The sequence below is a fragment of the Vibrio sp. CyArs1 genome (genome assembly GCF_022432925.1).
GTDB lineage: Bacteria > Pseudomonadota > Gammaproteobacteria > Enterobacterales > Vibrionaceae > Vibrio > Vibrio mediterranei.
This window is the reverse complement of record NZ_JAKRBO010000001.1, coordinates 1237439-1261363: the sequence shown is the minus strand read 5'-3', so window position 1 is coordinate 1261363 and position 23925 is coordinate 1237439. Positions and strand designations below refer to the sequence as shown.

Annotated in this window: 25 protein-coding genes; 10 read left to right on the top strand and 15 right to left on the bottom strand. The window is 42.9% G+C overall.

The features are described 5' to 3' along the window. Window positions 1–6: 6 nt before the first annotated feature. Both MMA19_RS05910 and MMA19_RS05905 read right to left on the bottom strand, forming a co-directional pair. On the bottom strand, window positions 7–1692 hold the full coding sequence (locus MMA19_RS05910) for a thiamine pyrophosphate-binding protein (RefSeq protein WP_171390529.1): 1686 nt from the start codon (window positions 1690–1692) through the stop codon (window positions 7–9). Window positions 1693–1811: 119 nt separating this feature from the next. Beyond that, entirely contained in the window at window positions 1812–2693 is an 882-nt protein-coding gene (locus tag MMA19_RS05905) for a LysR family transcriptional regulator (protein WP_240205759.1), read from the bottom strand. A 234-nt stretch (window positions 2694–2927) separates the two neighbouring features. On the opposite strand from MMA19_RS05905, the gene MMA19_RS05900 reads away from it, so the two are divergent. The 4 genes from MMA19_RS05900 (at window position 2928) to MMA19_RS05885 (ending at window position 5800) form a co-directional block, all read left to right on the top strand. Then, window positions 2928–3542 (top strand): MarC family protein, encoded by a 615-nt coding sequence (locus MMA19_RS05900; RefSeq protein WP_240205758.1) that lies wholly within the window; start codon window positions 2928–2930, stop codon window positions 3540–3542. Window positions 3543–3798: 256 nt separating this feature from the next. Beyond that, entirely contained in the window at window positions 3799–3948 is a 150-nt protein-coding gene (locus MMA19_RS05895; RefSeq protein WP_240205757.1) for a hypothetical protein, read from the top strand. Between the two features lie 173 nt (window positions 3949–4121). Continuing rightward, window positions 4122–5408 carry a divalent metal cation transporter gene (locus MMA19_RS05890; RefSeq protein ID WP_240205756.1) on the top strand — a complete coding sequence of 429 codons (1287 nt, stop codon included), beginning with the start codon at window positions 4122–4124 and terminating at the stop codon, window positions 5406–5408. Between the two features lie 221 nt (window positions 5409–5629). Further along, on the top strand, window positions 5630–5800 hold the full coding sequence (locus MMA19_RS05885) for a hypothetical protein (protein WP_164491492.1): 171 nt from the start codon (window positions 5630–5632) through the stop codon (window positions 5798–5800). Between the two features lie 163 nt (window positions 5801–5963). Here the strand turns inward: MMA19_RS05885 and MMA19_RS05880 are convergent, their stop codons facing one another. After that, window positions 5964–6623 carry a pyridoxamine 5'-phosphate oxidase family protein gene (locus MMA19_RS05880; protein ID WP_240205755.1) on the bottom strand — a complete coding sequence of 220 codons (660 nt, stop codon included), beginning with the start codon at window positions 6621–6623 and terminating at the stop codon, window positions 5964–5966. A gap of 91 nt (window positions 6624–6714) precedes the next feature. Here MMA19_RS05880 and MMA19_RS05875 point away from each other — a divergent pair, with 91 nt between their 5' ends. Further along, window positions 6715–8172, top strand: a complete 1458-nt coding sequence (locus tag MMA19_RS05875) for a PLP-dependent aminotransferase family protein (RefSeq protein WP_240205754.1) — start codon at window positions 6715–6717, stop codon at window positions 8170–8172. A gap of 72 nt (window positions 8173–8244) precedes the next feature. Here the strand turns inward: MMA19_RS05875 and MMA19_RS05870 are convergent, their stop codons facing one another. The 4 genes from MMA19_RS05870 to MMA19_RS05855 all read right to left on the bottom strand — a co-directional run bounded on the left by MMA19_RS05870 (window position 8245) and on the right by MMA19_RS05855 (window position 12250). Next, window positions 8245–8784, bottom strand: coding sequence for a hydrolase (locus MMA19_RS05870; protein ID WP_240205753.1), 540 nt, complete (start codon window positions 8782–8784; stop codon window positions 8245–8247). Continuing rightward, window positions 8785–9672 carry a LysR family transcriptional regulator gene (locus tag MMA19_RS05865; RefSeq protein WP_240205752.1) on the bottom strand — a complete coding sequence of 296 codons (888 nt, stop codon included), beginning with the start codon at window positions 9670–9672 and terminating at the stop codon, window positions 8785–8787. A 196-nt stretch (window positions 9673–9868) separates the two neighbouring features. Further along, window positions 9869–10987, bottom strand: a complete 1119-nt coding sequence (locus tag MMA19_RS05860) for a DUF1254 domain-containing protein (RefSeq protein WP_240205751.1) — start codon at window positions 10985–10987, stop codon at window positions 9869–9871. Between the two features lie 252 nt (window positions 10988–11239). Beyond that, window positions 11240–12250 (bottom strand): linear amide C-N hydrolase, encoded by a 1011-nt coding sequence (locus MMA19_RS05855; RefSeq protein WP_240205750.1) that lies wholly within the window; start codon window positions 12248–12250, stop codon window positions 11240–11242. A gap of 180 nt (window positions 12251–12430) precedes the next feature. Between MMA19_RS05855 and MMA19_RS05850 the strand changes: the two genes are divergently transcribed. After that, window positions 12431–12865 (top strand): Mpo1-like protein, encoded by a 435-nt coding sequence (locus tag MMA19_RS05850; RefSeq protein WP_124941682.1) that lies wholly within the window; start codon window positions 12431–12433, stop codon window positions 12863–12865. A gap of 83 nt (window positions 12866–12948) precedes the next feature. On the opposite strand, the gene nhaD is transcribed toward MMA19_RS05850, so the two are convergent. Next, window positions 12949–14391: a sodium:proton antiporter NhaD gene (nhaD, locus tag MMA19_RS05845; protein ID WP_006070121.1), complete on the bottom strand. Its 1443-nt coding sequence runs from the start codon at window positions 14389–14391 to the stop codon at window positions 12949–12951. Between the two features lie 202 nt (window positions 14392–14593). Here nhaD and MMA19_RS05840 point away from each other — a divergent pair, with 202 nt between their 5' ends. After that, entirely contained in the window at window positions 14594–15157 is a 564-nt protein-coding gene (locus tag MMA19_RS05840) for an SPOR domain-containing protein (RefSeq protein ID WP_006070120.1), read from the top strand. Between the two features lie 30 nt (window positions 15158–15187). On the opposite strand, the gene MMA19_RS05835 is transcribed toward MMA19_RS05840, so the two are convergent. From MMA19_RS05835 to MMA19_RS05820, 4 genes are all read right to left on the bottom strand, one after another. Beyond that, complete coding sequence (locus MMA19_RS05835; protein WP_240205749.1) at window positions 15188–16054, bottom strand: glycerol kinase; 867 nt, start codon at window positions 16052–16054, stop codon at window positions 15188–15190. Window positions 16055–16062: 8 nt separating this feature from the next. Further along, the gene (gene thiE / locus MMA19_RS05830; RefSeq protein ID WP_240205748.1) at window positions 16063–16692 is read right to left on the bottom strand and encodes a thiamine phosphate synthase; all 630 of its coding nucleotides are present in this window, start codon (window positions 16690–16692) and stop codon (window positions 16063–16065) included. A gap of 9 nt (window positions 16693–16701) precedes the next feature. Further along, the gene (thiM, locus tag MMA19_RS05825) at window positions 16702–17493 is read right to left on the bottom strand and encodes a hydroxyethylthiazole kinase (protein WP_240205747.1); all 792 of its coding nucleotides are present in this window, start codon (window positions 17491–17493) and stop codon (window positions 16702–16704) included. 104 nt (window positions 17494–17597) lie between these two features. Further along, entirely contained in the window at window positions 17598–18554 is a 957-nt protein-coding gene (locus tag MMA19_RS05820) for an AEC family transporter (protein WP_240205746.1), read from the bottom strand. A 130-nt stretch (window positions 18555–18684) separates the two neighbouring features. Here MMA19_RS05820 and MMA19_RS05815 point away from each other — a divergent pair, with 130 nt between their 5' ends. The 3 genes from MMA19_RS05815 to MMA19_RS05805 all read left to right on the top strand — a co-directional run bounded on the left by MMA19_RS05815 (window position 18685) and on the right by MMA19_RS05805 (window position 21858). Then, window positions 18685–19269 carry a helix-turn-helix domain-containing protein gene (locus MMA19_RS05815; RefSeq protein WP_031494424.1) on the top strand — a complete coding sequence of 195 codons (585 nt, stop codon included), beginning with the start codon at window positions 18685–18687 and terminating at the stop codon, window positions 19267–19269. Between the two features lie 63 nt (window positions 19270–19332). Then, window positions 19333–20184 (top strand): alpha/beta hydrolase, encoded by an 852-nt coding sequence (locus tag MMA19_RS05810; RefSeq protein WP_006070114.1) that lies wholly within the window; start codon window positions 19333–19335, stop codon window positions 20182–20184. A gap of 285 nt (window positions 20185–20469) precedes the next feature. Further along, window positions 20470–21858 carry a DASS family sodium-coupled anion symporter gene (locus MMA19_RS05805; RefSeq protein ID WP_006070113.1) on the top strand — a complete coding sequence of 463 codons (1389 nt, stop codon included), beginning with the start codon at window positions 20470–20472 and terminating at the stop codon, window positions 21856–21858. Window positions 21859–21940: 82 nt separating this feature from the next. Here MMA19_RS05805 and MMA19_RS05800 read toward each other — a convergent pair whose 3' ends face one another. From MMA19_RS05800 to MMA19_RS05790, 3 genes are all read right to left on the bottom strand, one after another. Beyond that, complete coding sequence (locus MMA19_RS05800; protein ID WP_240205745.1) at window positions 21941–22543, bottom strand: GDSL-type esterase/lipase family protein; 603 nt, start codon at window positions 22541–22543, stop codon at window positions 21941–21943. A 61-nt stretch (window positions 22544–22604) separates the two neighbouring features. Then, window positions 22605–23282: a DUF2057 family protein gene (locus MMA19_RS05795; protein ID WP_031496260.1), complete on the bottom strand. Its 678-nt coding sequence runs from the start codon at window positions 23280–23282 to the stop codon at window positions 22605–22607. 112 nt (window positions 23283–23394) lie between these two features. After that, complete coding sequence (locus tag MMA19_RS05790) at window positions 23395–23850, bottom strand: PACE efflux transporter (RefSeq protein WP_038168217.1); 456 nt, start codon at window positions 23848–23850, stop codon at window positions 23395–23397. Window positions 23851–23925 lie beyond the last annotated feature (75 nt).

Below are 23925 nucleotides of genomic sequence, written 5' to 3'. Positions count from 1 at the left end.
TCGCGCTTAGTGTTGTAGTAGTTGGCTAAAGCGCAGATTGAAGGTTGCAGAATCATTTGGGTCTAGCATGACTCGAACAATATTGATGCCTTTTGGCTCTTTTAAGTGAGCAAAAATCTCAGCCATGTCTTTCTCGGTATGAGCAACGAAACTATGCACATCTTCTCCTTCCGTTCCACCTAGTGCCTCTCCTAGCTTCTCATACTTCCATACTGCGATATCGTTATAAGAACGTTCTTTTCCCGGGTGGATAGCTCGCTCTGCACCATAACCAGCATTATCCAAAATAAATAGTGCTAAGTCTTTCTTGTGTTCGATGAGTGTAGCAAGGTCTTGAGCGCTCATAGTAAATGCCCCTTCCCCTTGTATGGAAACTGAACGACGATTGTTGGCTTCATTGGCAAAGTTAGCACCTACATACATACCAAATCCTGCACCTAGTGAGCCCCAGTTTCCACAGCCATGCATGATAACGTCTGCTGGAAACTCAGCTTGAGAACTGTTGATGAAGCCACCTGTATCACCGTACAACATATCACCTTTTTCTAGGTAGTTTGAGAACTGAACAAATAGACGGTCGATAGTCAGTGCATCGTCAGTTGGTTCAAAGCGGTCAGCGTGTTCGAATGCGAATTTACGTCGATTCTGAAGCTCAATCTCACCTGGTTGAATGTCTTTAACTGCACCAAGTAATGCAGGCAAAAACTCTCGAAGGTAAACCTGATCGTAACGTTTGCCATTGACTTCAACATAATCTTTACGAAGCCAAATTACGTTCTGATTTTTACCCATTTGAGTTGAGAATACGCCAGTATCAAATTCATTGAAGGTAACCCCAAGACCGATGGATACGTCTGCGCCATCGACCATTTCTTTTGTATAGTCTTCACTGACTTCACCCATGTAGATCCCGATACTATTAGGGTGCTCTTCAAAGTCGCCCATCTTACATGTAAACGTTGTCGCTACTGCAGCATTCAATTGGTCGACTAGCTCAACTCCTTGCTTAACCAGCCCTTCGCGTTGGATTAAATGACCGGTAACAACGCTGCGAGTTTTTGAGTTGTGTAGAATCTTATAAACCACTTCCAGTGCCTCATTTAGATTTGCGCTAGACGACTGATTTAGCATCAGATCTAGTGGTTTGCTTGGTACATCGACCAGCATGGTTTGAAGATCGTACGGAATCTCTAAATAAATGGGCTTTTTGTACTGCATAGCTTTGCGAAGCATATTATCGATTTCAAAAGCAGCGGTTTCGATTTTCTCTACACGGTGACTAGCCACCGTAATGTGTTCAAATACTTTAATGTTGGTATTGAAATCATTTTCGATTACATGGTGATAGCGACGTTCTGTCGGAGTATTCAAAACGTCGACAGTAGGCGTACCAGAGATAACAACAATAGGTGTGTCGTCCGCATATGCGCCGGCTACTGCATTGGTACAGCTTAATGAACCTACACCAAAAGTTACTGCCATCGCACCAAATCCATTTTGTTTAGCATAACCATCAGCAGCATAAGTACCATTAAGCTCGTTTCTTGGCATGATGTGTTTTACACCATGGTCACCATCTAGAATTTCATCAAAGAATGGGAGAACGTAATCACCAGGAATACCAAAAATGTGATTGGTATTAAGCTCTTTTAGGCGAGTAAGGATGTATGTTGATAAAGTTACTTGTTTCATGTTTTACCTCGTTCTGATATTGTTTCAGTTCTTGTTGTTGGAGGTAATATTATTTGTTGTTTAGAATTTAATATAGGTCAAATTTTGAGAGAGGTAATCCCATTTCTGGGATTAACGGATTATTTATTGAATGATTGAAGAATGGAGTCTATTACTGCTCGTTGTGCTACGGATTGGAGATTTCTACTTCTATATAAAATAGAGAAAGAAACAGGCTTTAGTTCGTAACCGGAAAAAATAGTAATTAAATCACTGCTAGAGTAGTAGTTGTCAGTATGATAATAAGGGAGTATTGCATACCCTAAGGAGTCACTGACTGCTTTTAATACCATTTCTATATCCATTCCAATAAACCGGCTGCTAGGGTTAACTTTGACTAGTTCTTTTGTGTTAATGTTCTCTACGGGTAAGCTTGGATGTGAAAAAGTCGCTATATATGGAACGGAATCAAATAATCCATTGTCTATATTATTCTTATTCTCATTATAAAACTGCTCAGTTGACACAAAGCTCAGTTCGACATCAATGAGTTTTCTTGCAATATAACTGCTTTCTGGTAGTGGACCATTTACTATTGCGATATCAATATCTTCACCTAGATTTGTTGCTGAGTGAGCATTCTTTAACTCAACCGTTAGACCAGGATTGTCGTGTAGTAATGTTGAAATGGCGTCATGTATATATCGGAAGTAGAAAACCTTGGTGGTTGATATTACAACACGTCCTGTAATTGAACCTGGCTTACTGTTGAGTTCATCCACAGCATTTAACATGCCTTCTATATGCTCATTCAAACTCTTAAAGTACTTTTCGCCTTCGTTAGATAATGTCAGTTTATTCTTGCTGCGAACGAAAAGTTGTAATCCTAGAGACTCTTCTAATGAAACTATACGTCGACTGACGGTAGAGAGAGGAAGATTAATGCGCTCACTAGCGGCCTTCATACTGCCAAATTTGGCGACTTGGCAAAAAACATAGTAATCATCAAGTTGTGCTTTCATCGCTTCTCCTTATATCTGTTGTTTCCTTTAAGGTTAGTACATCTCAGGATACTGCAAGTTACAGAGTTATGATTGATTTCATTTTTGGGATTACTACTCTCAAAATGTGAACTGTAACTTTTTCTGATTTGTTACTAATCTATACTCATGTTGAGCGACACAATAAAACTAAGATATCAAATTTATCCTAAAGCTCGACACTAACAGTCTATTCAAATAACCGGAGTTACAACAATGGGTACATTAGATATTGTCACATTATTGCTAGCAACAATGGGACCAATGAAAGTATCAATCGTATTTTCAAAATATGCCGTCAGTATGACAAAGGAAGAGCAGAAAGCCGTAGCAATTAAAACAGTTTTAGTCGCTGCTAGTATATGTGTATTTTTTGTCTTAGGTGGTAGTGTTTTACTCAGCCTATTCCATATTGATACTGCATCACTGAATATTGCAGGTGGGATAATACTATTTTTGTACGCAATCCAAATGGTAATGGGCGATGATAAAGGTGATAGTGGCGATAACGTAAAACCAAGTAAAAATATAGCAATATCTCCTTTAGCTATGCCATTTATGGCTACTCCTCAAGCTCTGGTTGCTATTACTACAATTTCAGCTGATATGGCATCTTTATCAGGTGAGTTGATGCTGGTAGTTATTATTGTTGCTATTGCACTTCTAAACTTATTGGTAATGCTGAATATCAAACGTGTCATGGATTTTATCGGTGTGGAAATTATTCAGATTATTGCGAAAATTGCGGGAATATTACTAACTGCTCTTGCTATGCAAATGATTTTGTCTGGCGTCGCTGATGGTCTGAAAATTCTTGGTCTAGTTTCTTAATTATTCAGGTAGCAGCGATGCACCTAGAACATTGCAACAATAAATAGAAACTCAATAGAAATGATAAATATTGGAGAAAGTAACATGAAACTAATTATGACAACACTTGTATTCTTATTCTCGACAGCTAGTTTCGCAGGAGATGGTCCTGGAACAGTCTGCACAATAGATACTGGGCACTCTATTACGGTACACCTAAAGCAATGTCCAACCAACACTACAAAACTAAAATAATTAGCCCCAAGGAGAAAGTACGATGAAAACACTAATCACAATGGTATCAGTAATTCTATTTTCAGCATCGGTAAGTGCCGGTGACGGACCGGGTACAATATGCCAAACTGAGTCGGGACATACCATTACGACGAACAAGACAGTTTGTCCCACAAATACAGTGGAAATCTAATCACTTGTTGAATCCCTAAGCCGCATAAATGCGGCTTTCTTTATTTCATGCAATATGATCAGCATTTGGCGTATTTATACTAATCTATTCAATAGGATAGTTGACGCGTGTATTTACAGATGTTGAACAGATCATACTTTACTTTCTTTCGAGGACTTGGGCCGGGAATCTTGATGGCATCAGCAGCAGTCGGCGGTTCGCATCTCGTGGCGTCAACTCAGGCTGGAGCGCTCTACGGATGGCAGTTGGCGGGCTTAATACTTTTGGTTAACTTGTTTAAATACCCATTCATTTATGCTGGGACGCAGTTCACAGCAAGCTCGGGAAAGAGCTTGGTTGAGGGTTATTTTGAGTTAGGTCGAAGGCATCTTCTTATGTTTTTTATCTTTATGTTGATATCTAGTTTTATCAACACTGCCGCATTGATGATGTTTAGCGCAAGCTTACTAGAATATTTTTTCCCTTTAGCAGCAAGTAAAGTACAGTTGTTTTTGGGCGTACTAATAGTGACTTGCATTGTTTTGATAACCGGAAAGTACAAAGCACTAGATTTTCTGTCCAAAATGACAATGTTGATTTTAACGTTGACGACTGTATTCGCAGTCACTTTAGCCTTTCAGAAATACTCACTAAGCAGCTCAGTTGTAATGAGAGATTCTCCTTGGACTATCGGGACTATTGGATTTTTAATTATCACTATGGGATGGATGCCCGCCCCTATAGAAATCTCAACGCTGACGTCAATGTGGTTGAAGAAAAAAGTACAACACCAAGATGTGGAGCCTCACACGATTAAGACCGACTTCCACGTTAGTTATATATCAACTATTGTTTTGGCACTGTTGTTTTTGTCGCTTGGAGCTTTAGTGTTCAAAGGTTCAGAAGACCAAATGATTCAAGGAAGCGTTGGTTTCACGCATCAACTTGTAAACCTATACAGCTCAGTTACTGGTGATTGGTCCAAATATATTATCGCACTCATCGCATTTCTCTGTATTTACGGTAGTGCTATTACGATACTCGATGGGTATGGAAGAGTTTTATCAGAATCTTTCAGTTTGTTAGTGTCCGCCAAAAGTGATGATTATTCGACCTATTACATTTTCTGGATTCTATTTGTGTCAACAGGCACAGGAGTTATTGTAGTTACTTCCATCGGTTCACTCAAAGACATGCTGCATTTTACTATGATTGCGGCGTTTTTGATGACTCCTGTATTTGCGTGGCTCAATTATCGTGTTTTAAATTCAACAGAGCTAAACTCAACATTTAGGGTTACGTATGGGCTTAATTTACTGACAAAGCTTGGATTCGTCTATTTAGTCGGCTTTTGTCTTCTATTTGGAATGTGGTTGGTCTTGGGCCAACCATCTGGAAGACTGATAGGTTCTATTTTGCTGCAAGTGAGGGAATCTAATAAAGTGGGTCTATCAAAGCACTTAAGTGCATTGGTACCTTAAGCTTGTAATTAACTTGAATCACTGATTTAAGTCTTGATTGACACATGGTGTAGACGCACTTTTCCAATCTCAACGGTTCCCAATTAGGAACCGTTTTTTTCTCTCATTTTTTTCGCACGTAAAGTTAAGTTTATCTGAACGATATTTAGATATTACTTGATATATTGAACGCTTATCTCTGAGTAGTATTCACCTGTGTAATGTGATGAGCAGGAGTGGCTATGTGTGAGTTAGACGAAGGCTATGATGACCTCAATTTTGAATTAAATGAGAGTGAGGTTGAGTTTCTTGGTTGGAATGACAAAGAATGGTTAATAGAGTTATTGGTGTTTTTACTGATTTTAGTCGGTGCCGTTGCGATTGTTACCTATCGAGTGTGTTTCGATGGTTAAAGATCTTCAAGAGGCGAAAGCAATACGCAGACGGCCCCTCTGCTGGAGTTTCTATTTCATCGGTTTATTAGCGGTTGCGATGGGAGTGCTAATCGGAGTGATGGCCACTTCTTAGTATTGGAAGCGACCATTTATTGACGGCTTAACAACAACTGTTAATAGCCTACTGCTCGTGCCAACGATTCTTGTATGCACTCGAATAAGCAGGTGTTTCGATACTAGGATGGAGATCATCGCAAGGCTCAAGCGGTCCTATAACGGTGCGGTAGGGTAGAATGCCTGCCCACGCTTTTAGATCGAGATCCTCTTTGTCGTCATTGACTCCATGACGGCCAATTTTCACCGAAGCTTCGTTGAGTTCAATAGCAAGCACGTCCGTTGCGGTGAGCTCTTTATCGTTGCTGCGGCGAACTTCTTCAGTTCTACCTGGTGCAATATGCTCAACAAAGTGGTTTAACACTCGGTCTTTCTCTTTATTTTCTTCAATGTTTTCAAACTGACCAAAGACGACTGCACTTCGATAGTGCGCACTATGATGGAAAGCGGAGCGGGCCAATACCCAGCCATCAAACAGGGTAAACGTTAAGCAGGTTTTTTGTCCCGCTTTGAGCGTACGAAGCAAACGACTGTTCTTGGCGCCGTGTATATAGACTTTATTGTCCAATCGCCATGCCAGCATAGGAATCACGATAGGACCGTTGTCATCATTGATGGCGACATGAGCAATTAATGACTCATCAATAATGTCATAGAGTGCTTGTGGGTCGAAGACGGCTTTATGGCTGCCTTTCTTAATCTGTGTTCTTGTCGTGTTTGAAAGCACTGGCGTTCTCCATTCGATTGCAGTTAACGCCAAAGTAAATAATATTTGGTACTCTAGTTAGGTCCAAATAGATAAAAATGGTAGATCCAGTTTGAATGTTATTGATATCAGCGACATCTCATTGGCAAAATCCGGTGTCACGCTTCAGCACAATCTCTTTAGCCAAATACGCTCAAGGATCCTCAATGGACGTTGGGTATCGGGCGCCAAATTGCCGTCCACTCGTACGATGGCGAACCAACTTAAGGTGAGTCGCAATACCATTATTCAAACCTATGATCAGTTAGTAGCGGAAGGTTATCTAGTATCGAAGCCGCACAGTGGCTTTTTTGTTTCTTTAAGCCTGCCCGACCAATATCTCAACGCGTCCGAAGGCAAGACTGAAATGGCGTTGGGCGTTGATAACACGCCTAAAAGTGGTTTATTTTCACCTGGTGTCGCTGAATTAGCGCTGTTTCCTACAGCCCAATGGAACCGCTTATTACAACGTCATAGCACCCGAATCTCTCTATTGGGAAACCAAGATCTACAAGGGTATCTACCACTTCGTGAAGCGTTGCATCGTTATTTAACCAGCAGTCGCTCTGTTGTGTGTAATCCGAACCAAATCATTATTACCTCTGGAGCTCAGCAATCTATAGCTATCGCTTTGCTGGCAATCAATAGCTTGGGAAACAACGACAAGTTGTTGGTTGAGTTCCCCGGTTACCGTCAGGTCGTCAAGGTGCTCGATACCTTCAAGTTGGATTATGGATTTGTCGACGTGACAGCTGAACATGGATTGAATACTGAACATATCATCAACCAAAAAGCACTAGGTGTTTACTTAACGCCAAGCAATCAATATCCAATGGGTAGCTCTATTCAGACGGAGCAACGTTTGCAGTTAATCAGCTGGGCTCAAGAAAACCAAAGTTGGATTATTGAGGATGACTATGACAGTGAGTTCCAGTTTGATAGTCGTCCGCTACGAAGTATGCAGGGACTAGCAGCAGAGAGTGGTAATGCAAATCATATGGTGTATATCGGCTCAATGAGCAAAGTAATGTTTAATGCATTGCGAATTGGCTATATGGTGGTTCCGGAAGGTTTAGTTAAAGTCTGTCTAGAAATAAAAGACGCGCTTTCTGGTGACACACCATCGCACACACAAGCCGCGTTAGCTGAGTTTATTGATGAAGGTATGTTGGTTCGCCATATACGCAAAATGCGCCGTCGATATGAGCAAAAATACCACCTGATGAAGCAATGCATTACTGAGCGTTTTGGAAGTGAGTGGCAAGTTGTTTCCCAAGGAGCTGGGCTGCACATTACTGTTCAGTGGCAAAGTGACGTCGATGAGCATCAATTTTCCGATCTCGCCCTATCTCATAATATCGTGGTGCGACCGATGAATTATTATGAACCTATCAACCGCAAGCGTCGTTGCGCTTCGGTTGTGTTAGGTTATGGAAATGCGCCGTTAGAGTCGATACCAGAGAGTATTGAAAAATTGTCAGTGCTTTATTTTGAGCTAAAGAACAACAATGCTGTCGATCCCGCGGAATAAATCTTTAGTCCATTGATCAGTAAATACTAAAATTTTAGTAAAAACAGCGTTAATCGTTTAAATTAGCAGCGATTACTTAATTAGTTTTAGCAATTGCTTAAACTGATCGCCTCGGGCGACTTTTTGTAGTTCAAAGAGTGCCATTTCAGTGGAAGTTAACACGGCCCCTTGTTTTGACAGGCGTTGGATTGCGAGCTCTTTGTTTTCTGGTGCACGCGAAGAAATAGCGTCGACAACAAGGTGAACTTCATATCCTTGGTCCATCAAATCGCAAGCAGTTTGATGGACACAAATATGTGCTTCAATACCGACCAATAGTATTTGTTTTCTATTGTTACGTTGGAGCGTCTCTTGAACAGCTATCTCACCCCAGGCGCTGAACACATCTTTTGCAATGGGGGATAGGTGGGGAAGTTCATGGCGAATTTCATCGATGGTATGACCTAATTTATCTGGGATTTGCTCTACCCAAACAATGGGTAATTCCATGAGCTGCGCAGCCTTGGTCAAGGTATTTAGGTTGGCGAACAAGTGCTCTTTATCGTGCATGATTTGGGCAAGCTCGCCTTGTACATCGATGATCATTAATTGGGTGTTGTCTTGCTCTAGCATTTAACGCTCCTGTTCTAATACTTGTTCTATAAACCACGTTCCAACTGTGCCGAGTCCACTGCGCCACGACAGCTCCACTGGCCACAGCATAGAACTATCATAATGTCCTACATTTAACTTGGTTACTAGACCATGGTCGATAAATGGTTGAGCCAGTTTGATTGGGTAAGCGGCAAAACCAGCACCATAAAGCAGCATGTCTTGCAGTTGAACAGGGGTTTCGTAACGAATGAGGCGAGGGCTGAAACGCAGCGATTCCAGTAGTTCGCTAGTCGCAACTTTACCTTCTAAGGATAGTAACTGGGGATAGTGTTCTAGATCTTCTGGTGTAATCTCACCTTTGAGCTTTGCCAACGGATGATTAGGTGAGGTTATGAAGCACCATTCGATATTATCTATGATTTGTGCATTTGAGCCTCGTTGGGGGCATAACCCGCCAGGAGCAATCATGATGTCAGCGCCTAAGCTCTCATCATTGGTTGATAGTTGGTGCTTTTCTGCATCAACTAAAATCAACTCCAGTTCTGGAAACTGCAGGGTTAATGAAGACATTAGTTCGGTAAACCTTGGGTATAAGGTCATACTGTGAGTAGCAATCGTCAGAGAGGGCTCTTCACCACTTTGCAGCGCACGTGCTTTTCGTTCTATAGCTTGTAAGCGGGGAACAATTTCAAGCGCTTGGAAGTACAGCGCTTTTCCTTCTGGTGTCAGTGAGGGAGACTTTCCGGCAACACGTTCAAATAAACGAATGCCAATATCAATTTCCATTGCTTGTACCGCTTGATTCACAGCGGATGCACTGACATTGAGTTTTCTGGCCGCCGCAGAAAATGAACCAGTCTCGGCAATACAAACCAGATATTGAAGTCGCTCGGTATTAAGTAGCATACTGATCTCCGAGAAAAGAAGGTGTTTCTACTGTGCTTGAATTTTGTAGAGAGGTAAAGCATGAAGGGACACTTTGTTCATTGGAAGGGTATTATTCGAGGCTGTTTCTTTATATTTCCTAGGTTTTACATTGTAAATTTGCAGCGCTAGCTAGATGTCAACTAGCGCTTCTGATGCTAACGATAACGGAACGACATTATTTTGAGTGAGGTTGCTCCACACCTTTTGCATATGTCACGATTTCGGTATCGGAATTAGGTTTATACATTCGTAGTATTCCCGTCCAGCCTTGTTCCACCTCAATGTTGTTGATGGCTTGAGAACCACAATTAAAGTTGACGGTATAGCTGCCATCGCTATTTTGTCTGAGTTCATCTTCACGACTTGATAACGCAAATTTCTCAGTGTGAACGTAGGCATCTGCGCCGTAAGTCGTGATTGAGAAGAAACCGTTTTTACCCAGTGGTGGGGCGTCGAAGTTCATTGTTTGACATTGACCTGAGCGATCCTCAGCAAGTAAAACTTTGTAGTAAGCGTGCTCGCTAGGCAGTCCTCCGAATCCCATTGACGTTAAGCCTCTTGCATGGAAAAGTTCGACTTTACGTTGTTCTAGATTCTGTTCTGGTTTTAGAGGCTTGCCTTCAGGTGCACCCATCGCCTTGGTAAAGTCGAGCTTGAGAACATCGGCTTCTAAAGATAAACGAACATTTTCTCTATCAAACTGGTCAAATCCTTTTGGTATATAAGGGTTTGCAAAGTTGGCGGTCCCTTTAATCATATCTTGCTTTGCATTTCCGGCCTTAATATCAGCAGGGGAGTTGGAAGCAACTTGGGTGCGTGCGATGACCCAAACATGCTTACCAGAAGAGAGCATCTCTGGCGTAATGGTAATCCTATTTTTCCCTTTCTCTGCATATAGGACAGCGACAGTGCGATGCTGTTCATCGATGATCTGAAGAGTCTGATAGGAATCGAGTATTGGTAGTTCGAATGTTACGCCACCCTCGGCATCCCAGATTGATTTAGAATAGAGAGTATCTCGATTCTGGCGTACGACGGTCTGAGTATCCATGGTGAGTAGTTGACGATCGTGAGTAAACTGGTTGATGCCGGACTTCTCTTGCTGCTCGAAAAAGTATTTGTCGGACTCCGCAAGGATAAAGTTATCTTTGGTAACTTTTGTCGAGCCGCCGTTCAAGATTTGAGTCTCAGTCGGTTGCCCTTTCTTAGGTAAATGGTCACCAAGATCGTGAGCGATTGACGCAGAAGTGAACAGGGTAGCTGTCAGGGAAGCGATGATTGTCAGTTTTTTCATTTCAATAACCTTTCGTGTCTCTATTGTACTGTTCGAGCATTGAGGACGCTGCCCGACCGTTCGTTTGACCGTATGACTCTCCCTAGAACGACAATTGGTTTATTTCCTTAGGTCTGGGTAAATCATAGAGAGATAAAGATATATTTTGAAATCATTAAATCTAATTATTGATATGTTTTTGGTGCATATCATGGTTCGCTGTAATCAACGAACCATGATGTAGCCTTGGATATTAACTACGCATCTAGGTGACTAGTTAGCAGCTTCTGCTTTAGGATGAGCACCGAGCACGACTTCTGCGGCTTGATTGTTGTCGAACATCGTAAAGTTGTAACTCTCTACTTGCCATTTGTCGTAACGGTCTAGGTAAATCGCTTTCGCATTCTGGTCTGTATAGACTGTCCATAGTGTAGGGAATACATCATTAAGATATGGGTCAATTTGGTCATAGCCAGCAAAGACCGTTGCTCCAGCAGCTTTCAGGCTATTCAACGCTTCGCCACTGTCTGTAACGTCACGCTTATACATATCTTCAACCACTTCTTTGGCGCGTAGTCGTCTATCATAAGCGCGGATCGTTGCGCCCGATTCTGCTTTCTCTTTATCCAAGTTGATATGGAAACCGAACTCAGGATCATTGGATAAGTACTGGACACTCGGTGCATCTGTCATATCGCCGTGATAGATTTTGACCTCGCCACCAACAAACTCAATCACCGCGCTATCACCACTGGCGTCGGTGAGGTGATAATGCACAGGCGCTGGAAGGCATTCATTTTCATGGCCTGGCAAATCACATACTTTGTCTTGGACAACATCAATCTTGTCCAGTGTAGCAACGACCTCTTCAACGGAAGCGAAGTTATCGACCGCGTAATTTGCGAATTGTGATGCATCTACATCAAGCACGCCGGCGCGGTTAGGTGCCATTTCGGTGTATTCCAATCCAAGATAAAGAATACGAGCGACCAAACCTTCTTGGTTCATTGCTTCGGCGACAATTTCTGGTTCGAATGATTTGATTTTGATAGACGCGTATTTACTGGTCGTGTTAACTGACTCTTTAGATGTGCTGTATTGATTTGAGATGCCTTTACCTGTGCCGACGACCACAGCATCATCGTGTCCAAACCAATCCATGGTTCTCACTGAGAGACTGGCATCACCGTTATTGTAGATTGCTGATGTGCATGCTGTTACATCTGCGACGTAACCTGCTGATAGTGTTGCGACAAGAGCTAGACTTAGGACTGACTTTTTCATAATGACCTCACATGTTTGGTGTTGTGTTGTGTTTTGTTGAGGCCATAATAGACAACTACTGTTAATAGCTTAAATTAGCAGCTGTAAGTATAGCTAATAGGGTGAGGTGATCGGATGAATAGGAAGAGTTGTTGATTTTGGTCTAGAGTATTAACACCAGTCGAATAACAAGGAAGTCAAATGAGGTCGTTACAGCAGTGGTTAGATGCTTACGGAGAGAGTCACCAGAACAGTACTAATCGAAAAATACACAAAATCGCAGTTCCCGGTATCTATCTTTCTATTGTGGGGTTGATCTGGTGTCTACCTCAGTTACCACTTGGTGGCATGTCTATTAACTGGGTATGGATTGTGATGCTACCTGTGATGGTTTTCTATTTTCGTTTATCACGGTCTGTATTTATTCAGATGCTGATCTTTACTCTTGCATGTTTGGCAATTATTACCTTCGCTGCAATGCTGGGAATGTCGGTGCTTACCGTCTGTATTGGTATGTTTGTGGTACTTTGGATAATGCAGTTTGTTGGACACAAGATTGAAGGAAAAAAGCCATCGTTTTTTGATGATTTACAGTTCTTGCTGATTGGACCTATTTGGGTGTTTCGCCAGAAATGATGGTTGACTTAAAAAAGACCGCTATCCCAGTCAAACTAGGATAGCGGTCTTTGTATTTAACAATAATGCCTTCGACAATCGGTTTAGAACAGTCCTCCGTTCATCGAAAGGTGAGCGAGAATACTGGCAGCGTAGCCGAGGGCAATCACCGGCATCCACTTCAAATGTCCGAAGAAAGTGTATTTGCCGTGGGCAGCACCCATTAATGCAACGCCAGCTGCTGAACCGATAGACAGCAAGCTACCGCCGACACCTGCCGTTAACGTTACGAGCAGCCAGTTGCCCATAGAGAGCTCTGGGTTCATAGTCAATACCGCAAACATTACTGGAATGTTATCGACGATGGCCGAAAGAATACCTACCATTACGTTGGCCCAAACGGGATCCCATTGGGTATACATGATTTCTGAGACCACACTTAGATAACCTAGCAAACTTAACCCACCGACACACATCACCACTCCATAGAAGAATAGCAATGTATCCCATTCGGCATGAGAGACTCGTCTAAATACATCAAACGGTACGATGGAACCTAGTCGTTTCAGTGCGGTTTCGTCGTTGTTTGCTATAGCGATGGCTTTCTTCTTAGCAATGGAGCGAGGCAACGTTTTACGCAGGAAGAACCCGAAGAACTGTAGGTAAGCTAGTCCCATCATCATGCCCATGACCGGAGGGAAATGAAGCACTGCGTGGAAGGCAACGGCCGTTGCAATGGTGAGAATAAAGAGTCCAACGATGCGAAACGCTCCACGTTTTAGTTCTACGTGAGCATGGACCGCATCAGGTTGTGTCTTAGGAACAAACAGCGACATGATCACGGCAGGCACAATGTAGTTAATCACTGAGGGGACGAACAGAGGCATAAATTCGGAGAAAGACACATGCCCCGCTTGCCAAACCATTAAGGTGGTAATATCACCAAATGGGCTGAATGCACCGCCCGCATTAGCTGCGACCACGATGTTAATACAGGCAATATTTACAAATCGTAGATTGCTTCCCCCCACTTTAAGTACCACGGCACACATTAATAGTGCGGTGGTGAGGTTATCGGCAATAGGGGAGATGAAGAAAGAGAGGATGCCTGTTAACCAAAATAAGGTTCGAAAGTTAAAGCCTTTTCCGACCATCCAAGATTGAAGTGCATCGAATAGTCGCCGCTCTTCCATCGCCGATATGTAGGTCATTGCTACCAATAAGAAAAGTAAGAGCTCGGCGTATTCAAGTAGATTATGTTCTAGTGCGGATTTTGCGACTTCTATTTGACCAAGGTCTTTATAGACTAATCCGATTATTATCCAAATTAAGCCTGCTGCGAGCAGAACAGGTTTTGACTTACGTAATTTAAGGTATTCCTCCATCATGACAAGGGTATAAGCAATACCAAAAATAAGTAATGCTGCATAACCTACTGTGGATTGAGTGAAGTTAAAGGTATCCGAAGATACCGTTTCCGAAGCGAAAGTAGACGTGGCGATAAAAGGGAGTACAAAAAGGGTCTGCCATCGACTTTTTTTCATCATGTTTTGATCCTTCAAAAGCTAAATAAAATCAGGCGCTAACAATTGCGATACGATATTTTAAAGGTTATTCAACATTTTCGTTGTGAGCTAACTCGAATCTGATGAAGAGCTTGTGGTTAAAAAATAGACTTTTGACAATGTTTTCAGACCTCCTAGGCTTAGATGAAGGAATCTGTCTAATTTGGTGTAAGGGAGCAAACTCATGAAAACAGTCATTTCATTCTTGTTGACGACACTAATGTTTCTATTTGCGAATCCAGCTCTAGCCGAAACGCAACCTTACGTATGTGACAGTGCCAACAAAGTAAACCTGCCGTTTCCAGTCTTAGAAAGTGAATGTCCTATTGGAGAAGGGTTATGGGGACGCAGTGTGCCAAGCGAGAGTGATAAGTCTTTCTGGATACAATGTGGGTTCGTTCAATCGGGAAGTTTGCGTGCAGTACCTAGCAACTTGCAGCAAAATGTCAGTAAATCGATATGGTTAAAACCTGAAATAGACGGAGATCGTTGCTTGATTGGTCCGTATGAAAACTTCGAAGCAGCAAGTCTCGATTTAGCCGAGGTGAAAGCTCTACCGGCATATAAAGATGCGTTTATCAGAACAACCAGCACTTTGATTACTACCAGTGAAACCCAGTTGGTGGCCAGTGCTGAAGGAGAGTCATCTGCGAACTCGTTGAAAGAAAGCTATAGTGCAGTGGTTGCGGCCACTCCTTTTATGATTGGTGGGCAGCATGGGCGTAACTCGTGCCTCTGTTACTTTTAGCGAAGGCTTGATTACAGCGATTAGAGCTAATCAGTATGCTTTGATACCAAACGGCTTTAATTTTTTCGGTAATAGCTCATCCAAATTCTGAATATCGTCTGGGAATATTTCAATGAGACTCAGGTCATGCTCTTGATAAAGCGTACGTGTGTTTTCAATGGTCCTGTCGTCTGCTGCATCGCTATCTGAGCCCCAATATTGTAGGTAGACTTTCCCTTGTGGTAAGTAAAAATCACTCACGACATCTTGTTCTATTGGTAACTGCCGTTGATAAGCATGAACAACGCCAGCCATATATAACCAGTTATCAATAATTAGCTCGCCTTTCGATTGAACGTAATGACCATCGAGAGTGCGGTGCTTTGCCGCGAATTTTTGCCGAAAACTCGAGAAGGATTTTTCAGTAGAGTGCGCTTCTGCATCGTGACCTTTAAATTCGATGACGGACTGTTTTAATCGAGCGTGCCGCAATACAGAGGGGTGCCAAACCACAAACTCATTGCTGTTCTGTTTATCTTTACGAAGACGAGCACCAGCGCGAAGGCCAATGGCCGTCGCCTTCCATTGGCTATCGTCACGCTTTATCCAACCTAGCTCACTAAGTAGAAGATTGATCTTTTTAGCCGGAAGCGCAAAGTGTTCACCAAGTTGTGTTGCAGTCAGTGTTGAGTCACTAATAAGTGTATCGTCGATTACAAGGTTTGACGGCCACACGATAAAGCGTCCATATTTTTCACTGTCCACATAGTCACCGCCGAAACGATGCCCAATGTCAGTCAGTAACCAACTGGACTCGTGCCAGCTGATATAACCTGCGCGCTTCAAAAGTGTAAACAGTACTTTAGACTCTTGGTTTCGACTTTTTGCTAGTGCGGATGTGGACAGTTTATCGTGCATTCGATTCCTTACTCGGCCTTTTCCATAAGAGTTAACAGTTGCTGAGCTGCTTGTTTGGGTGAGCCGGCATGACTAATTGCTGAAACGATCGCGACACCATGAACACCAGTTTTTGCCACATCTAACAAGTTTGATTCGTTGATACCACCAATAGCAACAATAGGTAGCTCTATCTGTTGAAGTGCATTCGTTAGCCCTTCAAGCCCCCATTCAGTTTTTATGTTGGTTTTGGTTGTCGTTGAGAATATGGCGCTTAGCCCAATATAGTCGATTGGAAGCTGTTTCGCTTGTTGCAGTTGCGTTTCGCTTTCAATAGAAAGACCAAGAATCTTATCCTCACCGATAAGGGTTCGAGCTAGGGTCGCTGGCATATCGGTCTGTCCCAAATGCACGCCATCTGCATCGATGGCAAGGGCGACGTCTACTCGGTCATTGATGATCAATGGAACTTTAGTACCCTCAAGCACCTTTTTGACAGCTGCTGCTTTGGTGATGAAGGTCCTAATATCATGATGCTTTTCACGTATTTGCACCATTGTCACTCCACCTTCAACAGCCTGCTTCACGACTTCTATTAACGTATCGAGGTCTTGGTTTTCGTCTGTTACAAGATAGAGTCGATAAGGGTTGCGAGTCATCGTTTGTCCTTAACACTCTTTAATGTGGAGACGGCGTAGCACTTCTTCATCACTAAGCTGATACAGAGCATCAAGCAAATTCATTTGCAGTGAACCTGGGCCTTTTGATTGCTCAGCCGCGACTTCACCTGCGATGGCAAATATTGCCGCAGCTGCGAGGCCTGTGGTTTCACCAACCGCAGCAAATGCTCCTGTTATCGCTGATAGTGAGCACCCCATACCGGTTACAAAAGGCATCATCTCATGACCATTACTCAGTGCGTGAGTGGCTTCTTTATTGACGACGTAGTCGGTTTCACCTGAGATTACGACACAGCAGTTGTAGGCCTCTACTAATGCGCGCGCCGCAGATAAAGCTGCCTCACTTGAATCCAGTGCATCAACACCTTTGTTTTGTGATTTCTCCCCTGCCATGGCAATGATTTCTGATGCGTTACCACGAATGATTAAGTTGTCAGCGAGTTCTGCAAGTTGACGAGCGGTTGAGGTTCTTAATTTGGTTGCGCCACATCCAACAGGATCGAGTACAACTGGCTTATTATTTTCATTGGCTTGTTCTACGGCGAAGAACATACCAGGACGCCACACACTATCTAAAGTTCCAATATTGATGACTAGTGCGCCTGCGAATGACATCATTTCCGCCATTTCTTGCTTTGAGTGTGACATGATTGGTGAAGCGCCTACGGCTAATAGCGCATTGGCGGTGTTATTCATGACAACAAAATTCGTGATATTGACGACGAGTGGTTTTTGCTCACGTACTTTTTGTAGCGCGTTGATAATAAGGTCTTTGTTCATGTTTATCTCCAAACCTAGATTGAGCCGATAGAATGACAATAAATTAAAACAGGCTCAGGTTATGACTTTTTGAATGATTGTAATGGTATTTAGCTCTGTTTGCTTTAGATAGCGTGTAAAGAGGTCAGAATAATGATGCCGACAGTGCAAGTAAGCGTCGAAAGCACTGTTGTCAGTGCGATAATATTCGCTGCAAGCACTGAGTTTCCTCCCATAGAGCGAGCCATGACGTAGCTTGCAGCAGCGACTGGCGATGCACTCATAAAAAATAGAATGCCTAACTCCAAACCTCTAAAACCGAACCAGTAGCCTGCTGTTGTCACCACAAATGGAGCCAAAATAAGTTTGTAACTACTGGCGAGCCATGCTGGTTTCTGTTCTTTTTTCATCGAGCTTAAGTCTAGCGACCCTCCGGTACAAAGGAGAGCTAATGGCAGTGTCATTCTGGCGAAATAATTGCCGGCATCAATGGCTATATCAGGCACGGGAATCGACAACATGTAGAATACCAGACCAGACACAATTGCGATAATTAATGGGTTTTTGGTCAATGTAGTCAGCATGATTTTTCCGGCAGAAACACCAGAGTCTGTGCCTTTTGGGGTAAGGCAAATAACCGCTTGAACATTATAAATAAAGGTAGTGACAGCAACATAGATAGCCGCTAAAGCGACCCCTTTTTCTCCGTATGCGTTGGCGACGTAAGCCAAGCCTATAATCCCGGTATTAGCTCGAAAACTTCCTTGAATAATGACGCCTTTATCCGTGGAGTGACGAAACATGGCGCCAACGGAGATGTATGTGAAAATGAAGAAAAGTATATTGGCAATAATACTAAAAGTAATGAATTGGCTCGCTGCGGAGAAATTGTGCTCGGAGTTGACGATGCTTAAAAATAGCATGGCGGGTAGGGTAACTTTAAAGACTAACTTAGACGCCACGTCGATAAAATTATCGTTGATCAGACCGATTCGTTTGAACACTACTCCCAAAATGATCATAAGACAAATTGGGCCAGTGATGGTGATAGAAAACAGCAGTTGGTCGACCAAAGAGTCCATAAACATTCCATATTATCAGCGCAGTAGCATTGAATAATTATTCCACATCTTCTCATCCCAATAAATCAAGGATTGCAAAAAAGTACGACCGTGCTAAATTGGTGGTGTATTCGTTTTATTAGAGATTTAAATGAGCAAAGGTAAGCTGACCAAAGAGCACATTCTTAATCAAGCGTTCGGCATAGCGAGTCGTGAAGGCTTAGAAAGCCTGACGATCGGTGAGCTGGCTAAGCAGTGTCAGATGTCGAAGAGTGGTCTATTTGCGCATTTTAATTCCAAAGTGAACTTACAGGTAGCGGTGGTTGAGTATGCCGACGCTACGTTCCAGACTCGTGTGATTGCCCCTGTAAGAGAGCATCAGCATGAGTTGGTTATTGATAAGCTTAAGCATTTGATTGATAACTGGATGTGTTGGAATCAATCTTTCCAAGGCAGCTGTATGTTTATCGATGCTTGGCGTGATAATCGTCAAGACGAACTGCAAGTTTCTCTACGCAAGGCGATTTATCGCTGGATCAGCTACTTGACGATACAAATCGAGAAGGCCGTCAAAACTGGTGAGTTGAAAAAAGATCTGGATGTTAAGCAAGCGGCATTTGAACTTTATGGGCACTATCTTAGTGCGCATGTTTTTTACTCCCTCGTTGGGCAAGAAGAAAGTAGCCAAAGGTTTTGGAATAGTGTGACTAAGTCTTTTGAGTCTTGGTCGAGCTAATAGACATTTTTTTAAGATAAAAAAGCACGACCGTTCGAATCGTGCTGCAAGGAAGAGTCAGTCATGAGTGACAAAATTTACTTCAACACTTCTAACAAATTCAGTTTTAAAAAGCGCATGATTAACCTTACAACGCGCGCTCATCATAAGTTGGCGCCTAATCATGCGAAGAACACCGCGAAGAAGCTATTGTTGACGCCTGTTCGTTCTAAACCAAAGAATTCTGAGCCTCAGGGATTGGTAAAGGGTGAGATCGCGACGCCAGAAGGGATGTTAAAGACATATCGTCTTGGTACAGGTCCTGTGTGGATTTTGACTCATGGTTGGTCTGGTACGGCAAGCCAATTCTTCCCGCTAATGGAGCACATCGCAAGTCGAGGGTTTACTGCGCTTGCGTATGATCATCCTGCTCATGGTGAAAGTGAAGGTGCGTTTGGGCATATTCCTGCTTTTGTCGGCGGTTTAGAAGGTCTGCTAGACAATGAAGACGATGTTGCTGGGTTAGTTGGGCATAGCATGGGCACGGCTTCGGCGATTGAATGTAAGCACGCGAAACTTCATGATAAACCTTTGCTGCTTATCGCGCCGGTTCTCGACTATCTTGATAATTTGTTTGGTAGCGTCGCGCGTTCTGGCTATTCGATGCGTTTGTTTGAAGCGGTAGTCGATGATATTCAAACCCAATATCAATACCCTCTGCAAACCATCGATCCTTATAACAAATTAGCGCTTCGCAATGCGCCAACTATTATCGTTCATGATGAAAAGGATCGTTTCACTAAATATTCCGTGTCGAAGAAAGCAGCGCAAGAGATGGCTAATGTAGAGTTGGTCACTACACATGGACAAGGACATGGTCGCGTTATGCAATGTCAGGAGGCAAAATCGAGCTTTGATAAGCTGATCGGTGCTTAATAAAATCAAGATGTTGTAATTATATCCATATTGTTGATGTGGTTAACAGATTGATAATTTTTCATTATGCGCTTGGTTTTCTATATGGGATCATAGCTTGGTCCCATAAGCGTAGAAACTGAGTATCAGTGTCGTATCCTCTTTAATATAACTACATCGGATACAGTCAGCCTTCTGATCGAATCTAACTTCCGGTTTCATTATCTCGTTTATGGCGTTAGGGCCGCGACATTGAAGCGTGTTTCAAGGTCGCTTTCGCCCGTCTAATCAAAGGAAGCCATAATAATGAATAGAAACGATAGTGTCCCCTTACCCTCCAATACCCGAGAGTGGTTCTTTAACCGTAACAGCATGATTATTCTTGCCGACGTCGTGCTGTTTGCTGTGCTCTATAACACCTTACCATTTGAACCCAGTGTTGTGCTGGGAATTAGTATCTTGGCGTTTATTGCTGTGCTGTGGTTGACCGAAGCGCTTCACGTGACTGTGACTGCTATATTGGTGCCAGTGATTGCGGTTTTGTTCGGTGTGTTTGATACGCAGACCGCTTTAAATAACTTTGCCAATTCCATCATATTTTTGTTCTTGGGTGGTTTTGCACTAGCAGCCGCTATGCATAGGCAAGGCTTAGACAAGGTTATTGCCGATAAAGTGCTAGTAATGGCAAAAGGTAAGATGAGCGTTGCGGTGTTCATGCTGTTTGGCGTCACCGCACTTTTATCTATGTGGATCAGTAATACTGCTACCGCGGCAATGATGTTGCCATTGGTGCTTGGTGTATTAAGTAAAGTAAATGAAGAAAGCGGCCATAACACGTACGTTTTTGTACTACTTGGCATTGCTTATAGCGCGAGTATTGGTGGTATTGCAACAATGGTTGGAAGTCCACCTAACGCGATCGCCGCGGCAGAGGTAGGGCTCTCTTTTACTGACTGGATGGCATTTGGCTTACCAACATCAATCATTCTGCTCCCTATTGCATTAGCTGTCTTGTTCTTTGTATTAAAACCTAAGCTTGATGGTGAGTTCGAAATCAATCATGAGCAAGTGAATTGGGATAAAGGGAAAGTAGTTACTCTGCTTATCTTTGGTCTTACGGTATTCTTGTGGATATTCAGCAAACCGATCAATGCAATGTTGGGCGGGTATGCGAAATTCGACACCATTGTTGCTCTTGGCGCTATTGTTGCGGTGAACTTTGCTCGAGTAGTTCATTGGAAGGATATTGAGAAGACCGCAGACTGGGGTGTCTTACTGCTGTTTGGTGGTGGTATCTGTTTGAGTAATGTCCTTAAGGCGACGGGAACGAGTGTTTTTCTTGCCAATGAATTAAGTGACATGATCTCTCAGTTCAACATGTTGGTGATTATCTTGGTGATTGCGGCGTTCGTGGTCTTCTTAACTGAGTTTGCCAGTAATACGGCGAGCGCGGCGTTGCTGATTCCGGTTTTTGCGAGTGTCGCTGAAGCGTTTGGAATGTCACCGGTGATTTTGTCGGTGTTAATTGCAGTGGCAGCCTCTTGTGCGTTTATGCTTCCGGTAGCGACACCTCCGAATGCGATTGTTTTTGCCTCTGGTCATATTAAACAACAAGAGATGATGCGTATTGGTATTATCTTGAATATCGCTTGTATCGGTGCTTTGACCATAATTGCAATGAGCTTTTGGGCATAGTCTAACGTCATCGAGTTGACTAAATAATCAAATAGGTCGTAAATACAAAAGGGTCATCAGTGTGTACTGATGACCCTTTTGCTTACCAGTTTATTTCGTCCAGCGCATTATAGATAAGCTGAGCGCCAAGCGGTGACAAATGAATACCATCGGCTTGGTATAGCGATGCGTAGCCTCTTTCGCATGCATATTGTTCAAACGTTTGGTAGATATCCACGATCTCAAGCCCATTCTCTCCGCTGCTGTACATTGCTTTCAACTTTTCGACATGTTTTTGGCTCAACTGCTTAATAGCACTGCGTATGGCTTCAACGGTGTCTTTACGATTGCCAAACATTGGGAGCGAACCAACTGGGTCGATAGCAGAAGTGACGATTAAAATGGGTTGAATACCATGATGTTGAGACTGGGCAATCATAGCGTTGAGGTTACTGGCAACCACACTGATATCTGTGCCCCAGTTGAGGTCGTTCAGCCCGCCAAATAGAACAACGGCATCAGGAGCTTGGTCTAAAACTTGTTGCTTGAATCTAGATAGCATTCCTGTTGTCGTGTCACCGGGTACACCACAGTTGATAAACTCAATATCTGGATGGGCTGCAATGAGTTTATCTGACCAGTTTTGATTTGTGGCTAAACCCCATCCAGTCGTCAAGCTGTCACCCAATAGGACAATTTTTTTCACGTATTATTCTCGTATGATCGAAAAAGCCGCTCCATTAAGAGCGGCTTTTGAATAAGGTAGATTAGTTGCTGCTGATGTATTCTTTAAAGCGGGCTTTAGTGTCAGCATCTGCCTTGTTGTACCAAAAGATTAGCATCTCTTCAGCCGTATTGTCTGCTGCGCCACCTGGTACTGCGATTTCTGCGTTTGCTGAATTTGCAGGTAAGGTTGCGGGTAGCGTTACTGCGGAAACAGTGCCTGCTACAGCGATAGCGGCTACGCCACCTTTACGGTTGTAATCCTCGGCTTCTCGGTCGTAATCACGACCTATCTGCATACCGTCCTTAATCAGTTTGTCCTGAGTCACTGGAATAACATTGCCATCAGCGTCGACCAAAGACCATTTAAAGCTATCAATGTCCTTTTTAGCCTGGCGTTCATTCTGGTAGGTGGGTACTTCTAGAGTGAGTTCTGTATTGCTAGCATCAAATCGAGCGATGATTGCTTTGCTTGGAACCGTAACACGTTCTTCTCGATTCAAATCAAACAAAGGCTCGAAGCGAAATACAATTTGATTTACACCATCTGGAAGCGTAGCAGTTTTTCCAGAAGAGAAGAAACCGTTGGATTTTGTAACTGGGTCTCCAGCATTGACTGATAGTAGATCAACAGAGTCTGGGATTTTGATCGTCACATCAGCAACAGCCATGGTGCTGCAACCGGCGAGTAATGCACAAGCAAGAATCTTAGAAGCTTTCATTTTATTTTATCCTAGCAGAATTATTCTAATAGTTTAGCGTACACTAGATTGCCTATGTTATGGATTGATTGCAATCTTCGCCGCAATACTAATATGGAATTTAATCAAAAAATTACAATGCATGCTTGTCATTGTTGTGGTCGACGATCGGAAATACTGCATCGTAAACCAGATTAAAGAAATAGGCGTAAAATAGAGCCACAATTACGAAGCCCAAGTCAGCTAGCACGGCATCGATTAATGATAGGTTTAAGCTCCATGCCAATAATGGAATAGTCGCGACTAGTAACCCTAACTCGAACAGTAATGCGTGGTAGACACGTTGAGTGGGGGTCTTTTTTGATGTCCCTCGTAAGTAAATCAAAGCTCGATCAAAAGCATAATTGTAAATGTAGTTCCAGACCATAGCGATCAACGACAGCGAAAATGCAGTTAACGCTGCGGTTTTGACGTTAGCTCCGAAAACAAACATACAAATTGGTGCTGCAATAAGTAACAGTAATAGCTCGAACAAAATGGTATGTCTCAATCTATCCGCAGGGCTTCGCATTACATTTTTTGAATTCACAATGTGCTCTCCTTCACATCTCATCGAATTGCGCAAACTTTATAAAAAAAATATTACATTTTGAAGATCGATCTA